Origin of the sequence: Paenibacillus sp. Marseille-P2973, assembly GCF_018101095.1 — a bacterium.
GTDB classification, from domain to species: domain Bacteria; phylum Bacillota; class Bacilli; order Paenibacillales; family Paenibacillaceae; genus Fontibacillus; species Fontibacillus vini.
This window is the reverse complement of sequence record NZ_JAGQEH010000020.1, coordinates 21,144-36,316: the sequence shown is the minus strand read 5'-3', so window position 1 is coordinate 36,316 and position 15,173 is coordinate 21,144. Positions and strand designations below refer to the sequence as shown.

Sequence of the window (15,173 nt, the reverse complement as noted above, 5' to 3'; positions counted from 1 at the left end):
TCAGTATTAATCCAAACCTCTTGTCGGTTCAATAAGCTGACTTAATGATCAACTTAGGATTTTTTTGCTTTCGGACGTTTAGCGCCGTATTTCGAACGGGCTTGCATCCGGTTGTTTACACCAGCGGTGTCCAAAGCTCCACGTACGATATGATAACGTACCCCTGGAAGGTCCTTGACCCGGCCGCCACGAATCAAAACTACGCTGTGCTCTTGCAGGTTATGACCGATACCTGGAATGTACGCCGTTACCTCAATGCGGTTCGTCAAACGAACACGGGCATATTTACGAAGTGCGGAGTTCGGTTTCTTAGGAGTCATAGTACCTACACGAGTGCACACTCCACGTTTTTGCGGGGAGCTCAGATCAGTAGCCTCACGCTTCAGGGCGTTAAACCCTCTTTGCAATGCTGGCGACTTCGATTTGTACACTTTGTCTTGACGTCCTTTACGGACTAGTTGGTTAATTGTTGGCATGTTGTTGCCACCCCCTTCCTCAATTCTCATGATCCTTCACAAACCTTTTTTAAGCCCACAGACCCAGGCGGTTCATTAAAGAACAAATGAAAAGTTTTTGCCGGAGGGATAACCCCTTTTAGCAAAAACGTTCCTATCAACTATTGTCTTACAATCGCAGCCATTGCCGCACCGACTTCAATCCCGCAAGCTTTGCCGAGGTTGGTCATCGTATCAACCAGTGTCACTTTAACGTTTCGCTGATTGCATAAAGCAATGATCTTTGACGTAAGGCGCGGATCTGCATCTTCAGCCACATAGACTTCTTCGGCTCGTCCAAGTTCCACCATTCTCATAGTTTGCTTGCTGCCGATTTTAACATGAGCGTCCTGTAGACCTTTATCATTAGACATAATTACCGTCCTCCAAAGCACAGGAATATCCGTACTCACGCACTTTGATATATTAGCATTCCAGCTAGGCGATGTCAAGCAATGATTTGAAAGTTTTTAGTTGAAAAACAAACATTGATTGCTTTGATCTCATAAAGAAGAAGCAGAAATCCATCATCATAGAATACATATGAAAAACAACGGCGCGGAACGGGTTTTACCCGAACCGCACCTGTTGTTTAATCCAACCTATTCTACAGAGACTGGCTCCAGACCTTCTTCAACCGTGTCGTCACCAGCCGGTTCAACAAACTGAATGCTCCGGTAACGGTTCATCCCCGTACCCGCAGGAATCAGTTTACCGATAATGACGTTCTCCTTCAAGCCGAGGAGTTTATCCACTTTGCCTTTGATAGCGGCATCGGTAAGCACCCGTGTCGTTTCCTGGAAGGAAGCGGCGGACAGGAAGGAGTCCGTTTCGAGCGATGCCTTGGTGATCCCGAGCAATACCGGTTTAGCCACAGCAGGCTCTTTGCCGGACAGGATTGCATCCTTGTTGGCAACCTCGTATTCATGAATATCGACGAATGCACCAGGCAAGAGCGGCGTATCACCGGCATCTACGATGCGGATTTTACGCAGCATCTGTCTGACCATAACTTCGATATGCTTGTCGTTGATTTCTACGCCCTGGTTCCGGTAAACGCGCTGAACTTCCTGAAGAATGTAGTTCTGCACGCCGCGGATACCCTTGATGCGCAAAATTTCTTTAGGGTCAATGGAACCGTCGGTCAACTCGTCGCCCGCTTCGATTTCCTGGCCTTCGCTTACGCGCAGACGGGAACCGTAGGTAACGGAGTAAACCTTCGTTTCCGCTTCGCCTTGAACCTCGATTTCACGACGGTCCTTAGCTTCACGGATTTCCTTGATGACGCCGTCGATTTCACTGATCGTGGCTTGACCTTTTGGATTCCGGGCTTCAAAGAGCTCCTGAATACGCGGCAAACCTTGAGTGATATCGTCACCCGCAACGCCCCCGGTATGGAACGTACGCATGGTGAGCTGGGTTCCTGGTTCACCGATGGATTGGGCGGCGATAATGCCGACCGCTTCACCGATTTCCACGTGTTTGCCGGTCGCGAGGTTACGGCCATAGCACTTTTTACAAACGCCATGGCGTGCGCGACAGCTGAGCACGGAACGGATTTGCAGTTTCCCTACACCGGCATCGACGATTTCATGCGCTCTGTCGGAATCAATGAGTTCGTTGCGATGAACGATAATTTCACCCGTTTTCGGATGTTTGATCGTTTCAAAGCTATAACGTCCTTCGATCCGGTCGTACAGATCCTCGATAACCTCTTTACCGTCCTGGATAACGCTGACCATAAAGCCTTTATCCGTACCGCAATCTTCTTCGCGGACGATAACGTCCTGGGCTACGTCTACCAGACGACGAGTCAGGTAACCGGAGTCGGCTGTCCGAAGCGCTGTATCCGCCAAACCTTTCCGCGCGCCGTGCGTCGAAAGGAAGTACTCGAGGACGGTCAGACCTTCGCGGAAATTCGATTTGATTGGGAGTTCGATGATCCGACCCGACGGGTTGGCCATCAGACCCCGCATCCCACCGAGCTGGGTGATCTGCGATTTGTTACCGCGCGCCTTGGAATCCACCATGAGCATGATGGAATTGTAACGGTCCATCGATTTCATGAGCACTTCGGTAATTTGATCCTTCGCTTTGGACCAGATATCGATAACACGGTCATAACGTTCTTCGTTCGTAATGAGACCCCGGCGGTACTGTGTCGTAATCACTTGTACCTTGTCATCCGATTCGCGAAGGATAGACTGTTTCTCATCCGGTACGATAACGTCCGAGACAGCGATACTTACGCCGGCCCGAGTCGAATATGTGAAACCGGTTTGTTTGATTCTGTCCAAAATGATCGAAGTTTCTGTGGTGTGATAGATTTCAAAGCAACGGCCGATAATTTCGCCGAGATACTCTTTACCTACGCCACCTGCTTGTTTAGCATTCATAATCCGTTCCCAAACGTTCGCGCCTTTGTCATGGATGAAGTAATCATCAGGCGTGCCTTGGAACAGGTTGACTCTAGACGGTTCGTTAATATACGGGAAGCTCGAAGGGAAGATATCGTTGAAAATAATTTTCCCTACGGTCGTAATGAGCAGCGCATTTTGTTGTGCTTCCGTAAATCCGGTCTTGCCGAGCGCCTTAGCAGGAATGGCTACGCGTGCATGCAATTCCGCGGTTCCACGCTGATAAGCGGAGAACGCCTCGTTTACGGAGCCGAGAATCATCCCAGCGCCTTTGGCTTCCTTGTTATCCATTGTCAGATAATAAGATCCGAGAACCATATCCTGAGAAGGAGTAACGACAGGCTTGCCGTCTTTAGGGTTCAGGATGTTGCCGGACGCCAGCATCAGAATACGGGCTTCCGCTTGAGCTTCTGCGGACAACGGTACGTGAACGGCCATTTGGTCACCGTCAAAGTCGGCGTTATAAGCCGTACATACGAGCGGGTGAAGCCGGATGGCGCGGCCTTCGACCAGAATCGGTTCGAACGCCTGGATCCCGAGTCTGTGAAGCGTAGGGGCGCGGTTCAGCAGAACCGGATGCTCCTTAATGACTTCTTCGAGCACATCCCATACCTCAGGGCTGACGCGTTCCACTTTGCGCTTAGCGCTCTTGATATTGTGAGCAAGACCTTTGTTGACCAGTTCTTTCATCACGAAAGGTTTAAACAGCTCGAGAGCCATTTCTTTCGGAAGACCGCACTGATACATCTTCAGGTAAGGACCTACGACGATAACGGAACGGCCGGAATAGTCGACCCGTTTACCGAGCAAGTTTTGCCGGAAGCGGCCTTGTTTACCTTTCAGCATATGGCTGAGGGATTTCAAAGGACGGTTACCCGGTCCAGTTACCGGACGGCCGCGGCGACCATTATCGATCAGGGCGTCGACGGCTTCTTGCAGCATCCGTTTTTCGTTCTGCACGATAATGTCCGGCGCGCCCAGATCAAGCAGGCGTTTCAGACGGTTGTTCCGGTTAATAACCCGGCGGTACAAATCGTTAAGGTCAGACGTTGCGAAACGTCCGCCATCCAACTGTACCATCGGACGAAGTTCCGGAGGAATAACCGGAAGCACGTCGAGAATCATCCATTCCGGCTCATTGCCGGAGCTCTTGAACGCTTCGATGACTTCCAGGCGTTTGATCGCCCGGTTGCGGCGTTGGCCTTGGGCCGTGCGCAGCTCTTCTTTCAAAAATTCCAATTCCTTGTCGATATCGAGATCCTGGAGCAGCTTTTTGACCGCTTCAGCACCCATGCCGGCTTGGAATCCGTAGCCATACTTTTCACGGTAGCTGCGATATTCCTTCTCGGACAGAAGCTGCTTTTTCTCCAGTGGAGTTTCACCTGGATCTGTAACCACATAGGATGCAAAATAAATGATCTCTTCCAGGGAGCGCGGCGACATATCGAGCGCAAGGCCCATCCGGCTCGGGATCCCTTTAAAGTACCAAATATGCGATACAGGTGCGGCCAATTCAATATGACCCATCCGCTCGCGGCGAACCTTTGCTCTTGTTACTTCGACGCCGCAGCGATCGCAGACAACGCCTTTATAACGTACGCGTTTATATTTACCGCAATGACATTCCCAGTCTTTGGTCGGGCCGAAAATTTTCTCGCAAAACAGCCCTTCCTTTTCCGGTTTCAATGTACGGTAGTTAATCGTTTCCGGTTTCTTAACTTCTCCGCGGGACCAAGAACGAATTTTATCTGGGGAAGCAAGCCCAATTTTCATAAACTCGAAGTTGTTGACGTCCAACAAGGAGCATCCCTCCTTAACCAAGTCCTGATATTGACAATCTCCGGTTATCAATCATCTTCGGGCGGCTTACGCCGCCCTAGATGCTTATTCTACTCCGACTTCCGCACCTTCCAGGTTCAGACTCAGTTTGTCCCCGGACGCATCGTCTTCGTCGTCGATTTCCTTCATCTCGATCTCTTCTTCATTTTCGGTGAGGATCTTGACGTCCATACCCAAACTTTGAAGTTCCTTGATCAAGACCTTAAACGATTCCGGTACACCAGGTTCCGGTACGTTCTCGCCTTTGACGATCGATTCGTAGGTTTTCACCCGGCCGACCACATCATCCGACTTGACGGTCAAAATTTCTTGCAGTGTATAAGCAGCGCCGTAGGCTTCGAGCGCCCAAACTTCCATCTCCCCGAAACGCTGTCCGCCGAACTGTGCTTTACCACCGAGCGGCTGCTGCGTAACGAGCGAGTAAGGACCTGTCGAGCGGGCATGGATTTTATCATCAACCATGTGCGCCAGTTTGATCATGTGCATGACGCCGACGGTAACTTCACGTTCGAATTGCTCACCTGTACGGCCGTCGTATAGAACGGTTTTACCATTACGCTGCATTCCGGCTTCTTCCATCGTGTCGAACACGTCGTACTCGTTCGCACCGTCGAATACCGGAGTAGCCACATGGATACCGAGCTTCAGAGCTGCCATACCAAGGTGAATTTCCAACACCTGACCGATGTTCATCCGGGATGGAACCCCGAGTGGGTTCAGTACAACCTGTACAGGTGTACCGTCCGGCATGAACGGCATATCTTCCTCTGGCAGAATACGGGCTACGACCCCTTTGTTACCATGACGGCCGGCCATTTTATCGCCTTCGGAAATTTTACGTTTTTGGGCAATATATACCCGAACAAGTTGATTAACGCCCGGTGGCAACTCGTCGCCATTTTCACGAGTAAACACCTTAACGTCGACAACAATACCGTCGGTACCATGCGGTACACGCAGGGATGTGTCACGTACTTCGCGTGCTTTCTCGCCGAAGATGGCGTGCAGAAGGCGTTCTTCTGCGGTAAGTTCCGTTACGCCCTTCGGAGTAACTTTCCCGACCAGGATATCGCCTGCGCCGATTTCCGCACCGACACGGATGATGCCGCGCTCGTCAAGATTGCGAAGCGCTTCTTCACCGACATTCGGAATATCGCGGGTAATCTCTTCAGGACCCAGCTTCGTATCGCGGGCTTCGGATTCGTATTCCTCGATATGGATCGAGGTGTACACATCCTCTTTCACGAGTTTCTCACTAAGCAGGATCGCATCCTCGTAGTTGTAGCCTTCCCAAGTCATAAAGGCAACGACTACGTTCCGGCCAAGAGCCAATTCGCCCATTTCTGTCGATGGCCCGTCCGCGAGAATGTCACCCTTCTTGATAACATCGCCGCGTTTGACGATCGGACGCTGGTTAATGCATGTTCCTTGGTTCGAACGCATAAATTTGTGTAATTTATGTTTAACAAGGTCGCCTTTTACTTCCTTGCCATCCACTTTCTCGACGCGGCGCAGCCAAATTTCGTTTGCTGCGGAACGCTCGATGATCCCGTCGTATTTCGAAACGATACATACACCGGAGTCTTTGGCCGATTTATGCTCCATCCCTGTTCCGACAAGCGGAGCCTTAGGAATGAGAAGCGGAACCGCCTGACGCTGCATGTTCGAACCCATCAGTGCACGGTTCGAGTCATCGTTCTCCAAGAAAGGAATGAGCGCGGTCGCGACGGACACAACCTGCTTAGGCGATACGTCCATATAGTCAACGCGGTCGCTCGGCATGGTCAAAATGTTGTCGGACTGCTTGTTATAACGAACGATAACATTCTCATCGCGGAACGTGTTGTCATCATTCAACACCGCGTTCGCCTGTGCAATGATGTAGTTATCCTCTTCATCGGCAGTCAGGTAAGCGATTTGATCGGTAACCTTGCCCGTATTCGGGTCAACCCAACGGTACGGAGCTTCGATGAAGCCATACTCGTTGACGCGAGCGAACGTCGACAAGGAGTTGATCAAACCGATGTTCGGTCCTTCCGGTGTCTCGATTGGACACATACGGCCATAGTGGGAATGATGGACGTCACGAACTTCAAAGCCCGCGCGTTCCCGCGTCAAACCACCAGGTCCGAGTGCGGACAGACGGCGTTTATTCGTAAGTTCAGCAAGCGGGTTCGTCTGGTCCATAAACTGCGACAACTGCGAACTGCCGAAGAACTCCTTAATCGATGCGATAACAGGACGAATATTGATCAGCGCTTGCGGCGTAATCACGTTCGCATCCTGGATCGACATTCTTTCGCGCACGACGCGTTCCATCCGGGACAAACCGATACGGAACTGGTTCTGCAGCAATTCGCCTACGGAACGCAGTCTACGGTTACCGAGATGGTCAATATCGTCCGTGCTTCCGACGCCGTGCAACAGGTTCAGGAAGTAGCTGATCGACGAAATGATATCGGCCGGCGTAATATGCTTCACCGATTTATCGATATTGCGGTTCGCGATCACCTTAACAACCTTGCCGTCTTCGATCGGAGAGAAAATATCGATCGTTTGCAAAGGCACGTCGTTAGCATCAAGAACACCGTTGGCCACATGATAGTTTTTGAAACCTACCGAGTTTTCCAAGAACGGCAAGATTTGATCAAGCAAACGGCGGTCCACCATCTGACCGGCTTCGGCGATAATTTCACCGGTGTTCGTGTCGATGAGAGACTCAGCCAAACGTTGGTTGAACAAACGATTCTTGATGTGGAGCTTTTTATTGATTTTATAACGGCCTACATTGGCCAGGTCATAACGCTTAGGATCAAAGAAACGCGCCACAAGCAAACTCTTAGCATTATCAAGAGTCGGCGGCTCACCCGGACGAAGACGCTCATAGATTTCAATGAGAGCTTTTTCCGTAGAGTCGGTGTTGTCCTTATCCAGCGTGTTGCGAATATATTCATCGTTGCCGAGCAAATCGAGAATCTCAGCATCCGTACCGAATCCAAGCGCACGAAGCAACACGGTTACCGGAATCTTACGAGTACGGTCGATCCGGACATAAACGATATCCTTCGCATCCGTCTCCAGTTCCAACCATGCACCGCGGTTTGGAATTACTGTTGCGGTATAAGTTTTCTTTCCGTTCTTATCCACTTTTGTGCTGAAATAGACGCTAGGAGAGCGAACCAACTGAGTGACAATTACCCGTTCCGCACCATTAATAATGAATGTGCCGGTTTCCGTCATCAGCGGGAAATCTCCCATGAATACTTCCTGCTCTTTGACTTCGCCGGTTTCCTTATTAATGAGCCGGACTTTAACCCGAAGCGGCGCCGCATACGTAACATCACGTTCCTTAGCGTCGTCTACTGTATACTTCGGTTCTCCAAGACTGTAATCGATAAATTCCAACACCAGATTTCCGGTGAAATCCTGAATCGGCGAGATATCCTGGAACATTTCCCGAAGGCCTTCTTCCAAGAACCACTCGTAGGATTTCTGTTGGATTTCGATCAGGTTCGGAACTTCGAGTACCTCGTTAATTCGTGCATAACTTCGCCGAGTGCGTCGACCATATTGAACAAGATGTCCTGCCAACTTATACCCACCCCTCATGTCTACTCACTTAAAAATTCATTGCGAACCCGTGTTTGTACCCTTATAATAGGACCATACGGATTCATCCACAAATAAAGAAAAGCCCTTATCGAATGCTTTCGAAAAAAGAGCATCATTATCCGTGTCATTTCCAGCCTGATGTCCCCGCATTCAGTAGATTTACCCGAAATGTACATATTATACGTAAAACGATATGATTTTATGCATCGTTTCACAAAAGTATTGACATTTCAGCAAGGTAAAGCCACAGAGGGCATCCTAATACTGACATTTTATAATAATAACACAACCACTTTTTCAAGTCAAACTATTTTTTTGGTTGCCTTGTAAATCCGATACCCCTTGTCCTTCGTCACTTCTTCCACGCTATCAAATAAAGACTCCAGCTTCAGCTTAGCCGACGGCGCCCCTTGCTTTTTCTGAATAACAATCCATAGAGAACCTCCAGGCCTCAATCTTTCATGAGCCCCTTCAAAAATCGCATGTACCGTCTCTTTGCCTGCCCGAATCGGTGGATTTGTCAGCACTACATCAAAATCCCGATCTCCTAGCTCCGCAAATAAATCGCTTTGGAGAACCGTTACATTCAAGATCCGGTTAGCCGCAGCATTTTCGCGAGCCAGTTCGACCGCACGGCTATTGACGTCGATCATAGTTACATGGCCTTGATCAGCCATGCGGGCAGCCGAAAGACCGATCGGTCCATAGCCGCAACCTACGTCAAGCACGTCTGCGTTTGCGGGAATTTCCATAGCTTCTATCAAAGTTCTGCTCCCGAAATCCACGCCGCCTTTGGAGAATACCCCGGCATCGCTGACAAAACGGAAATTCTGCCCCCGGAGCGTTGCGTCCCACATTTTCCGGTCATGTGCAACAGAAGGCTGATTCGTATAATAGTGATCTGGCATTTTACCGGTGACCTCCGTTGATCAGTTAATTGTTTTTGGGACTGGGGATCCTTTGCGAACGGACTCCTCGCCACGAAGTTCACCTAGGCAGATGCACGCGAGCAAGAGAGCACCAGACCCAAAAGCGTTTGTCCGAAACTTACGCAGGTTATAAACAAACCCCTTGAATGAATTCAAGGGGTTTGTCATTAGATAGAAGAGAAATTACTTCACTTCTACAGATGCGCCTGCTTCTTCCAATTTCGCTTTTACTGCTTCTGCTTCTTCTTTGCCCACTTTTTCTTTCAGTGGTTTTGGAGCGTTGTCAACCAGGTCTTTTGCTTCTTTCAAGCCGAGACCAGTGATTTCGCGAACCACTTTGATAACGTTGATTTTGGACGCGCCTGCATTGTTCAGGATTACGTCGAATTCAGTTTGCTCAGCTGCTTCAGCTGCGCCGCCGCCGCCACCAGCTACAACTACAGGAGCTGCAGCAGTTACGCCGAATTCTTCTTCGATAGCTTTAACAAGATCGTTCAGTTCAAGAACGGTCATAGCTTTGATTTCTTCCAAAATTGTTTCTTTAGACATGGTAGAACCTCCATTATTTTAATTTGATAATTTTAGATAGCTTGATTCAGAAGCAGCTTACGCGCTTGCTTCTTCTTTGTCTGCAACGGCTTTGACTGCCAGTGCGAAGTTGCGAACTGGAGCTTGAAGCACGCTGAGGAGCATCGAAAGGAGACCTTCGCGGGACGGAAGATCCGCCAACGCTTTGATTTGGTCAACGCCGACTACACGGCCTTCAACCACGCCACCTTTTACTTTCAACGCTTCGTTCTTCTTCGCGAAATCGCTAAGAATTTTAGCCGGAGCTACTGCGTCTTCAGCACTGAATGCGATAGCCGTAGGGCCAGTCAGCACTTCGTTCAGTTCAGAAAGTTCAGCAGCTTCTGTTGCGCGGCGAACGAGCGTATTCTTCAATACTTGGAATTCTACGCCAGCTTCACGAAGCTGTTTGCGCAATTCCGTAACTTGGGCAACATTCAGACCGCGGTAATCCGCTACTACAGTCGTTGCGCTCTCGCGCAATTTCGCAGTTACGGCTTCAACGGCTTCTTGTTTTGCTTGAATCACTTTTGCGTTTGCCAACCTGTACACCTCCTGATAGATTTACTCGGCCTTCTTCATTTCCATGAAAAAAGCCTCCGCAGAATCACGAAGGCCTGACGAATCATTAACCACAGATGAACTGCGGTAAATTGAAATTCTATCACAACACCTCGGTAGGAAATTAAGCACTAAGGCACCTACTGTCTACGGTAAGCATATTCAAATTGAATTGTCGTATCAAAAACAACTTGTTTAGTTTACCAAGAGATTCACTCGATGTCAATCCCATTACTCACCGAGGCGAGCGGTATTATCTGTAAACAGTTGTATTAACACGAGCGCTAGGGCCCATCGTCGAAGAAATCGCGATGTTTTTCAAATACACGCCCTTGGCAGCAGCCGGTTTAGCCCGGTTCAATGCGTCGATGAGAGCTTTGAGGTTCTCATTGAGTTGTTCGGAAGAGAAAGATACTTTTCCGATTGGCGCATGGATTTGACCTGCTTTGTCCAGACGGTACTCGATTTTACCCGCTTTGATTTCTTGAACGGCTTTAGCTACGTCAAACGTAACTGTACCTGCTTTAGGGTTAGGCATGAGGCCTTTACCACCGAGCAGACGGCCGAGTTTACCAACTTCACTCATCATATCCGGTGTCGCTACGCAGACATCGAATTCGAACCAGCCTTGTTGGATTTTGTTGATCATGTCTTGATCGCCTACGAAGTCAGCGCCGGCAGCTTCCGCTTCCTTAACTTTCTCGCCTTTGGCGAATACCAGAACGCGTTGCGTTTTACCCGTGCCATGAGGCAGGACAACGACACCACGAACGGCTTGGTCTTGTTTACGAGGGTCTACGCCCAAACGAACTGCTGCTTCAACGGTTTCGTCAAATTTTGCAGTCGCTGCCTTTTTCACCAGTTCAACGGCTTCTGAAGGCTCATATGTCGCTTCGCTGTCGATCAGCTTAGCGGCTTCAAGGTATTTTTTACCGTGTTTAGCCATGAAATTGTTCCTCCTTTGTGGTATTAGCGGAATATCCTCCCACTGTTCTCTGAAAAGATGAGCTACCCGAAGGTGAGCTTATTTTTTCAGAGGCAACTTCCGTTGCAAAAGTCTTGATGTCGTTTCTAGGTTGTTTAGCAACTCAGTTGTTTTACGCCCCAAGAATTAGTCTTGGATCGTGATGCCCATGCTACGAGCAGTACCTTCTACCATGCGCATTGCCGATTCAACGGAAGCTGCGTTAAGATCAGGCATTTTTCGCTCCGCGATTTGACGAACAACGTCGCGTTTCACGGTAGCCACTTTTTTCTTGTTTGGTTCGCCGGAACCCTTCTCGATCTTCGCAGCAACGCGAAGCAGAACAGCTGCCGGAGGAGTTTTGGTGATGAATGTAAAAGAACGGTCTTCAAACACCGAAATCTCAACTGGAATGATCAAACCTGCTTGATCGGCAGTACGAGCGTTGAATTCTTTACAGAATGCCATGATGTTGACACCTGCTTGACCCAAAGCTGGACCTACCGGAGGCGCAGGATTCGCTTTCCCTGCAGGAATTTGCAGTTTTACCACTTTGATAACCTTTTTCGCCATGTAAAACACCTCCTTGCCCTAATAGTGGTAGACGGAGCGCAATGCCCCTCCCACGTGAAACCCTAAGAAACCTATATCTTTTCCACTTGAGTGTAATCCAGTTCAAGCGGGGTTTCTCGTCCAAACATGTTGACGTGAACCTTGAGCTTGCTCTTGTCGACCAGAATTTCTTCGATGGATCCGACAAAATTGGCAAACGGGCCAACCTTGATGCGTACGGATTCTTTCAAGTCGAACTCGATAACCGGTTTCGGTTCTTCCATGCCCATATGCTGCAAAATCTGTTCCACTTCTTCAGGGAGCAGAGGCGTAGGTTTGGAACCCGATCCCGTGGAGCCGACAAATCCAGTAACGCCCGGCGTGTTGCGAACAACATACCAAGAGTCGTCGGTTTGGATCATTTCCACCAAGACATATCCCGGGTAAACTTTACGCATGACGGTCTTCTTCTTACCGTCTTTGTTTACCACTTCTTCTTCCATAGGAACAAGAACGCGGAAAATCTTGTCTTCCATGCCCATGGACTCGACGCGCTTCTCCAAATTGGCTTTGACCTTGTTCTCATACCCGGAATAGGTATGAACTACGTACCATCTTTTTTCCATATCAAGCCACCTATGGACCCTTCTTAAATTATCGCTTCGATCACAGCAGAGATGCCGATATCAAGTACCCAAAAATAAATCGCGACAACTGCAATTGTACCCAGCACAATCAGCGTATAATTGGTCAGCTCTTTACGATTAGGCCAGCGAACCTTTTTAAGCTCTGCCCAGCTTTCAGAGAAAAAAGAGATCAACGACTTGAAACTTCGTTTCATGCGCGACTACACCTCCAAAGACTATCTGGTTTCGCGATGAGGAACTTGCTCGTTGCAAAACTTGCAAAATTTCTTCATCTCCATGCGGTCGGGGTGGTTACGCTTGTTTTTCGTTGTCGTGTAGTTTCTTTGTTTGCAGTTCGTACAAGCCAACGTAATAATTACCCGCATGATGTGCACCTCCCAAAGACATTCCTTTATGAGAAAGTCTTATTGTTTAAACCTAAAAATGAAAAACACAAATTTAGGCCTACCTAAAACACTTTATCACATGGCCCTACCCGTGTCAACGAGCGAGACAAGCTTCTCTCTTCGTTAAATTGAGGTAATTCCTGAATGACTCTTGAATCTGGAAATTGTCAGCTGGAGCAGGTTCTGGATTCGAATGCGTATCTTTCTAGTATGGCACAGCTTTTAATAGGTTAAACGCAAATACAGCTTCTTTTCAAACGTGTAGTCGTACTCCAGAAATATGCAGGGGTGCGGGCTTCGAGTTGCGTCGGTTGATGCTCCTCCTGGAGGTAAGCCACCTCGCCTGGACTACCTGATGACGGGATGGTTTGGTCGATCAATATAATGATAATGCGCGCGCGGAAAATACTTTTTAACGGACACAGGAGACCTTAAGTCACCCAAAACACCTTGTTTTCCATACTAACGGACACAGTAGCTCTTAACTCCACTATTTTCTTACGAAAACAGCAATTCATCCTGCTTTAAGGGCCGTGGTGTCCGTTAGTTTCCTAAACGTTACATTTAACGTGGAATAAGGTCTCTCGTGTCCGTTAGAAGTTAGCGATTGGAAAAGGAGTACACAAGCTTACAAACACAGAAGCACTAATAAACAAATACTGAAATACGCAATACGCAATACACAATACGCATAACGCAATACAAAATACGCAATACGCATACACCATACACCATACACCATACACCATACACCATACACAAGCCTCAAATGTGCAAGCTCAAATTCAAACACCCATTAAAACAGCAAAAAAGGGCGACGGCTGATCCGTCCTCCCTCTATGTTCCGTATAATTTCAACTATAAGTTCAAATGCCTCCGTCGCGCACTTCCAGATAACGTTCCAGTTTACGCTTCACTCGTTGCAACGCATTGTCGATGGATTTCACATGCCGGTTTAAATCAACCGCGATTTCCTGATAGGACCGCCCATCCAGGTACAGCATCAACACCTTGCGTTCCAGGTCACTGAGTATTTCAGACATTTTATCTTCAAGTCCGACAAATTCCTCTTGATTAATGATCAATTCTTCCGGATCGCATACCCGGGAGCCGCAAATAACATCCAAGAGCGTCCGATCGGAATCCTCATCATAAATTGGCTTGTCCAATGAGACATAAGAATTGAGCGGAATATGCTTCTGGCGGGTCGCCGTCTTGATTGCCGTTATAATCTGACGTGTAATGCACAGCTCGGCAAACGCTTTGAACGAAGCGAGCTTATCCCCCCGAAAGTCCCGGATCGATTTATAAAGGCCGATCATGCCTTCCTGAATAATATCCTCACGGTCGGCACCGATCAGGAAATAGGATCTAGCTTTGGCACGCACAAAACTGCGGTACTTGTTAATCAAGTACTCAAGCGCTTCACTGTCACCGTTGCGGACGGCTTCGACAATGTCTTCGTCATTTTGGACCTCATAATCTAGCCTTATCCACGTCTCCAGGTTGACACTCACCACAAATCCCTCCGGCTGCAACGCACGGTGCCCCGTCACTCAGTCAAGTAATACGAACAGTATATATGATGGCGCATATTAGCGTCAACCGAAAAAGTACCAAAAGATGTAAAGTCGAACTTTGTCAAGAGTATTTGGGAGCAAAACCACAGAATGCACTTTCATTCCCTGCGCCACCGTTCGAACATTTTTCTCACTTCCGGACTCAGCTTTCCGTCAATCGTGTTCCTGCTGGAGTTGCTGCTGCGTTCCTGCAATCTCACCTGGATTTCCTTCTCGCTTTGCTCCACTTGGGTCAGCAATTCGCGCGCCGAAACCCGTAGCGCTCCCTGCCCGAATATGACATGCTGCTCCACCATATCGCTTGTAGCGACATAAATCTGCCTGCGGCGATTCGTCAATTCCCCGACCAGACGTTCAATGCATTCATCCGCTGTCTCTTTTTCTTTGGTGAAATGGATATCGACTTTATATTGGGCGAATGACTTGCCGAGTCCGGGTACCCGGTAAGCATCAAAGACGACGATCACCTTTCTCCCCGAAAAGGCTTGGTAGTCGGCCAGCCTGGCCAACAAACGGTCCCGGGCCTCCTCCAGATCGTTCTTGGACAAGGAGGCGAGCTCGGGCCACCCGCCGATCATATTGTATCCGTCTACCAGGAGACAATCGCGCGTGTCGCGCATAGAAC

14 protein-coding genes and 1 other annotated feature are annotated in these 15,173 nt (G+C 48.8%); all 14 genes read right to left on the bottom strand.

What is annotated here, in order from left to right; genetic code table 11:
• Positions 1-53 precede the first annotated feature (53 nt).
• Positions 54-476, bottom strand: coding sequence for a 30S ribosomal protein S12 (gene rpsL, locus KB559_RS23065; RefSeq protein ID WP_211025557.1), 423 nt, complete (start codon positions 474-476; stop codon positions 54-56).
• Positions 477-616: 140 nt separating this feature from the next.
• Positions 617-868: a ribosomal L7Ae/L30e/S12e/Gadd45 family protein gene (locus KB559_RS23060; protein ID WP_211025555.1), complete on the bottom strand. Its 252-nt coding sequence runs from the start codon at positions 866-868 to the stop codon at positions 617-619.
• 228 nt (positions 869-1,096) lie between these two features.
• Complete coding sequence (rpoC, locus tag KB559_RS23055) at positions 1,097-4,711, bottom strand: DNA-directed RNA polymerase subunit beta' (RefSeq protein ID WP_211025552.1); 3,615 nt, start codon at positions 4,709-4,711, stop codon at positions 1,097-1,099.
• Positions 4,712-4,795: 84 nt separating this feature from the next.
• Positions 4,796-8,341: a DNA-directed RNA polymerase subunit beta gene (gene rpoB, locus KB559_RS23050; RefSeq protein ID WP_211025549.1), complete on the bottom strand. Its 3,546-nt coding sequence runs from the start codon at positions 8,339-8,341 to the stop codon at positions 4,796-4,798.
• 323 nt (positions 8,342-8,664) lie between these two features.
• Positions 8,665-9,270 (bottom strand): class I SAM-dependent methyltransferase, encoded by a 606-nt coding sequence (locus KB559_RS23045; RefSeq protein ID WP_211025547.1) that lies wholly within the window; start codon positions 9,268-9,270, stop codon positions 8,665-8,667.
• A 204-nt stretch (positions 9,271-9,474) separates the two neighbouring features.
• Positions 9,475-9,840, bottom strand: coding sequence for a 50S ribosomal protein L7/L12 (gene rplL / locus KB559_RS23040; protein ID WP_211025545.1), 366 nt, complete (start codon positions 9,838-9,840; stop codon positions 9,475-9,477).
• Between the two features lie 57 nt (positions 9,841-9,897).
• A complete protein-coding gene (rplJ, locus tag KB559_RS23035; protein ID WP_211025543.1) occupies positions 9,898-10,401 on the bottom strand; it encodes a 50S ribosomal protein L10 in 504 nt (167 codons plus the stop codon).
• A 37-nt stretch (positions 10,402-10,438) separates the two neighbouring features.
• Positions 10,439-10,590 (bottom strand) — a sequence feature (ribosomal protein L10 leader region).
• An 82-nt stretch (positions 10,591-10,672) separates the two neighbouring features.
• Complete coding sequence (gene rplA / locus KB559_RS23030) at positions 10,673-11,365, bottom strand: 50S ribosomal protein L1 (RefSeq protein WP_211025541.1); 693 nt, start codon at positions 11,363-11,365, stop codon at positions 10,673-10,675.
• 165 nt (positions 11,366-11,530) lie between these two features.
• A complete protein-coding gene (rplK, locus tag KB559_RS23025) occupies positions 11,531-11,956 on the bottom strand; it encodes a 50S ribosomal protein L11 (RefSeq protein WP_211025539.1) in 426 nt (141 codons plus the stop codon).
• A 71-nt stretch (positions 11,957-12,027) separates the two neighbouring features.
• On the bottom strand, positions 12,028-12,561 hold the full coding sequence (gene nusG, locus KB559_RS23020) for a transcription termination/antitermination protein NusG (RefSeq protein WP_044482538.1): 534 nt from the start codon (positions 12,559-12,561) through the stop codon (positions 12,028-12,030).
• Between the two features lie 23 nt (positions 12,562-12,584).
• Positions 12,585-12,776: a preprotein translocase subunit SecE gene (gene secE, locus KB559_RS23015; protein ID WP_211025536.1), complete on the bottom strand. Its 192-nt coding sequence runs from the start codon at positions 12,774-12,776 to the stop codon at positions 12,585-12,587.
• A gap of 21 nt (positions 12,777-12,797) precedes the next feature.
• Positions 12,798-12,947: a 50S ribosomal protein L33 gene (gene rpmG / locus KB559_RS23010; protein WP_071784256.1), complete on the bottom strand. Its 150-nt coding sequence runs from the start codon at positions 12,945-12,947 to the stop codon at positions 12,798-12,800.
• 887 nt (positions 12,948-13,834) lie between these two features.
• The gene (gene sigH, locus KB559_RS23005; RefSeq protein ID WP_373316857.1) at positions 13,835-14,488 is read right to left on the bottom strand and encodes an RNA polymerase sporulation sigma factor SigH; all 654 of its coding nucleotides are present in this window, start codon (positions 14,486-14,488) and stop codon (positions 13,835-13,837) included.
• A gap of 158 nt (positions 14,489-14,646) precedes the next feature.
• Positions 14,647-15,168 carry an NYN domain-containing protein gene (locus KB559_RS23000; RefSeq protein ID WP_211025532.1) on the bottom strand — a complete coding sequence of 174 codons (522 nt, stop codon included), beginning with the start codon at positions 15,166-15,168 and terminating at the stop codon, positions 14,647-14,649.
• Between the last annotated feature and the right edge of the window lie 5 nt (positions 15,169-15,173).

What these genes read in the sequence shown, in the direction of transcription:
- rplK (WP_211025539.1), bottom strand. Translation starts at nt 11,956, where the DNA reads ATGGCGAAAAAGGTTATCAAAGTGGTAAAACTGCAAATTCCTGCAGGG.
- rplA (WP_211025541.1), bottom strand. Translation starts at nt 11,365, where the DNA reads ATGGCTAAACACGGTAAAAAATACCTTGAAGCCGCTAAGCTGATCGAC.
- rplL (WP_211025545.1), bottom strand. Translation starts at nt 9,840, where the DNA reads ATGTCTAAAGAAACAATTTTGGAAGAAATCAAAGCTATGACCGTTCTT.
- rpmG (WP_071784256.1), bottom strand. Translation starts at nt 12,947, where the DNA reads ATGCGGGTAATTATTACGTTGGCTTGTACGAACTGCAAACAAAGAAAC.
- KB559_RS23000 (WP_211025532.1), bottom strand. Translation starts at nt 15,168, where the DNA reads ATGCGCGACACGCGCGATTGTCTCCTGGTAGACGGATACAATATGATC.
- nusG (WP_044482538.1), bottom strand. Translation starts at nt 12,561, where the DNA reads ATGGAAAAAAGATGGTACGTAGTTCATACCTATTCCGGGTATGAGAAC.
- rpsL (WP_211025557.1), bottom strand. Translation starts at nt 476, where the DNA reads ATGCCAACAATTAACCAACTAGTCCGTAAAGGACGTCAAGACAAAGTG.
- KB559_RS23045 (WP_211025547.1), bottom strand. Translation starts at nt 9,270, where the DNA reads ATGCCAGATCACTATTATACGAATCAGCCTTCTGTTGCACATGACCGG.
- KB559_RS23060 (WP_211025555.1), bottom strand. Translation starts at nt 868, where the DNA reads ATGTCTAATGATAAAGGTCTACAGGACGCTCATGTTAAAATCGGCAGC.
- secE (WP_211025536.1), bottom strand. Translation starts at nt 12,776, where the DNA reads ATGAAACGAAGTTTCAAGTCGTTGATCTCTTTTTTCTCTGAAAGCTGG.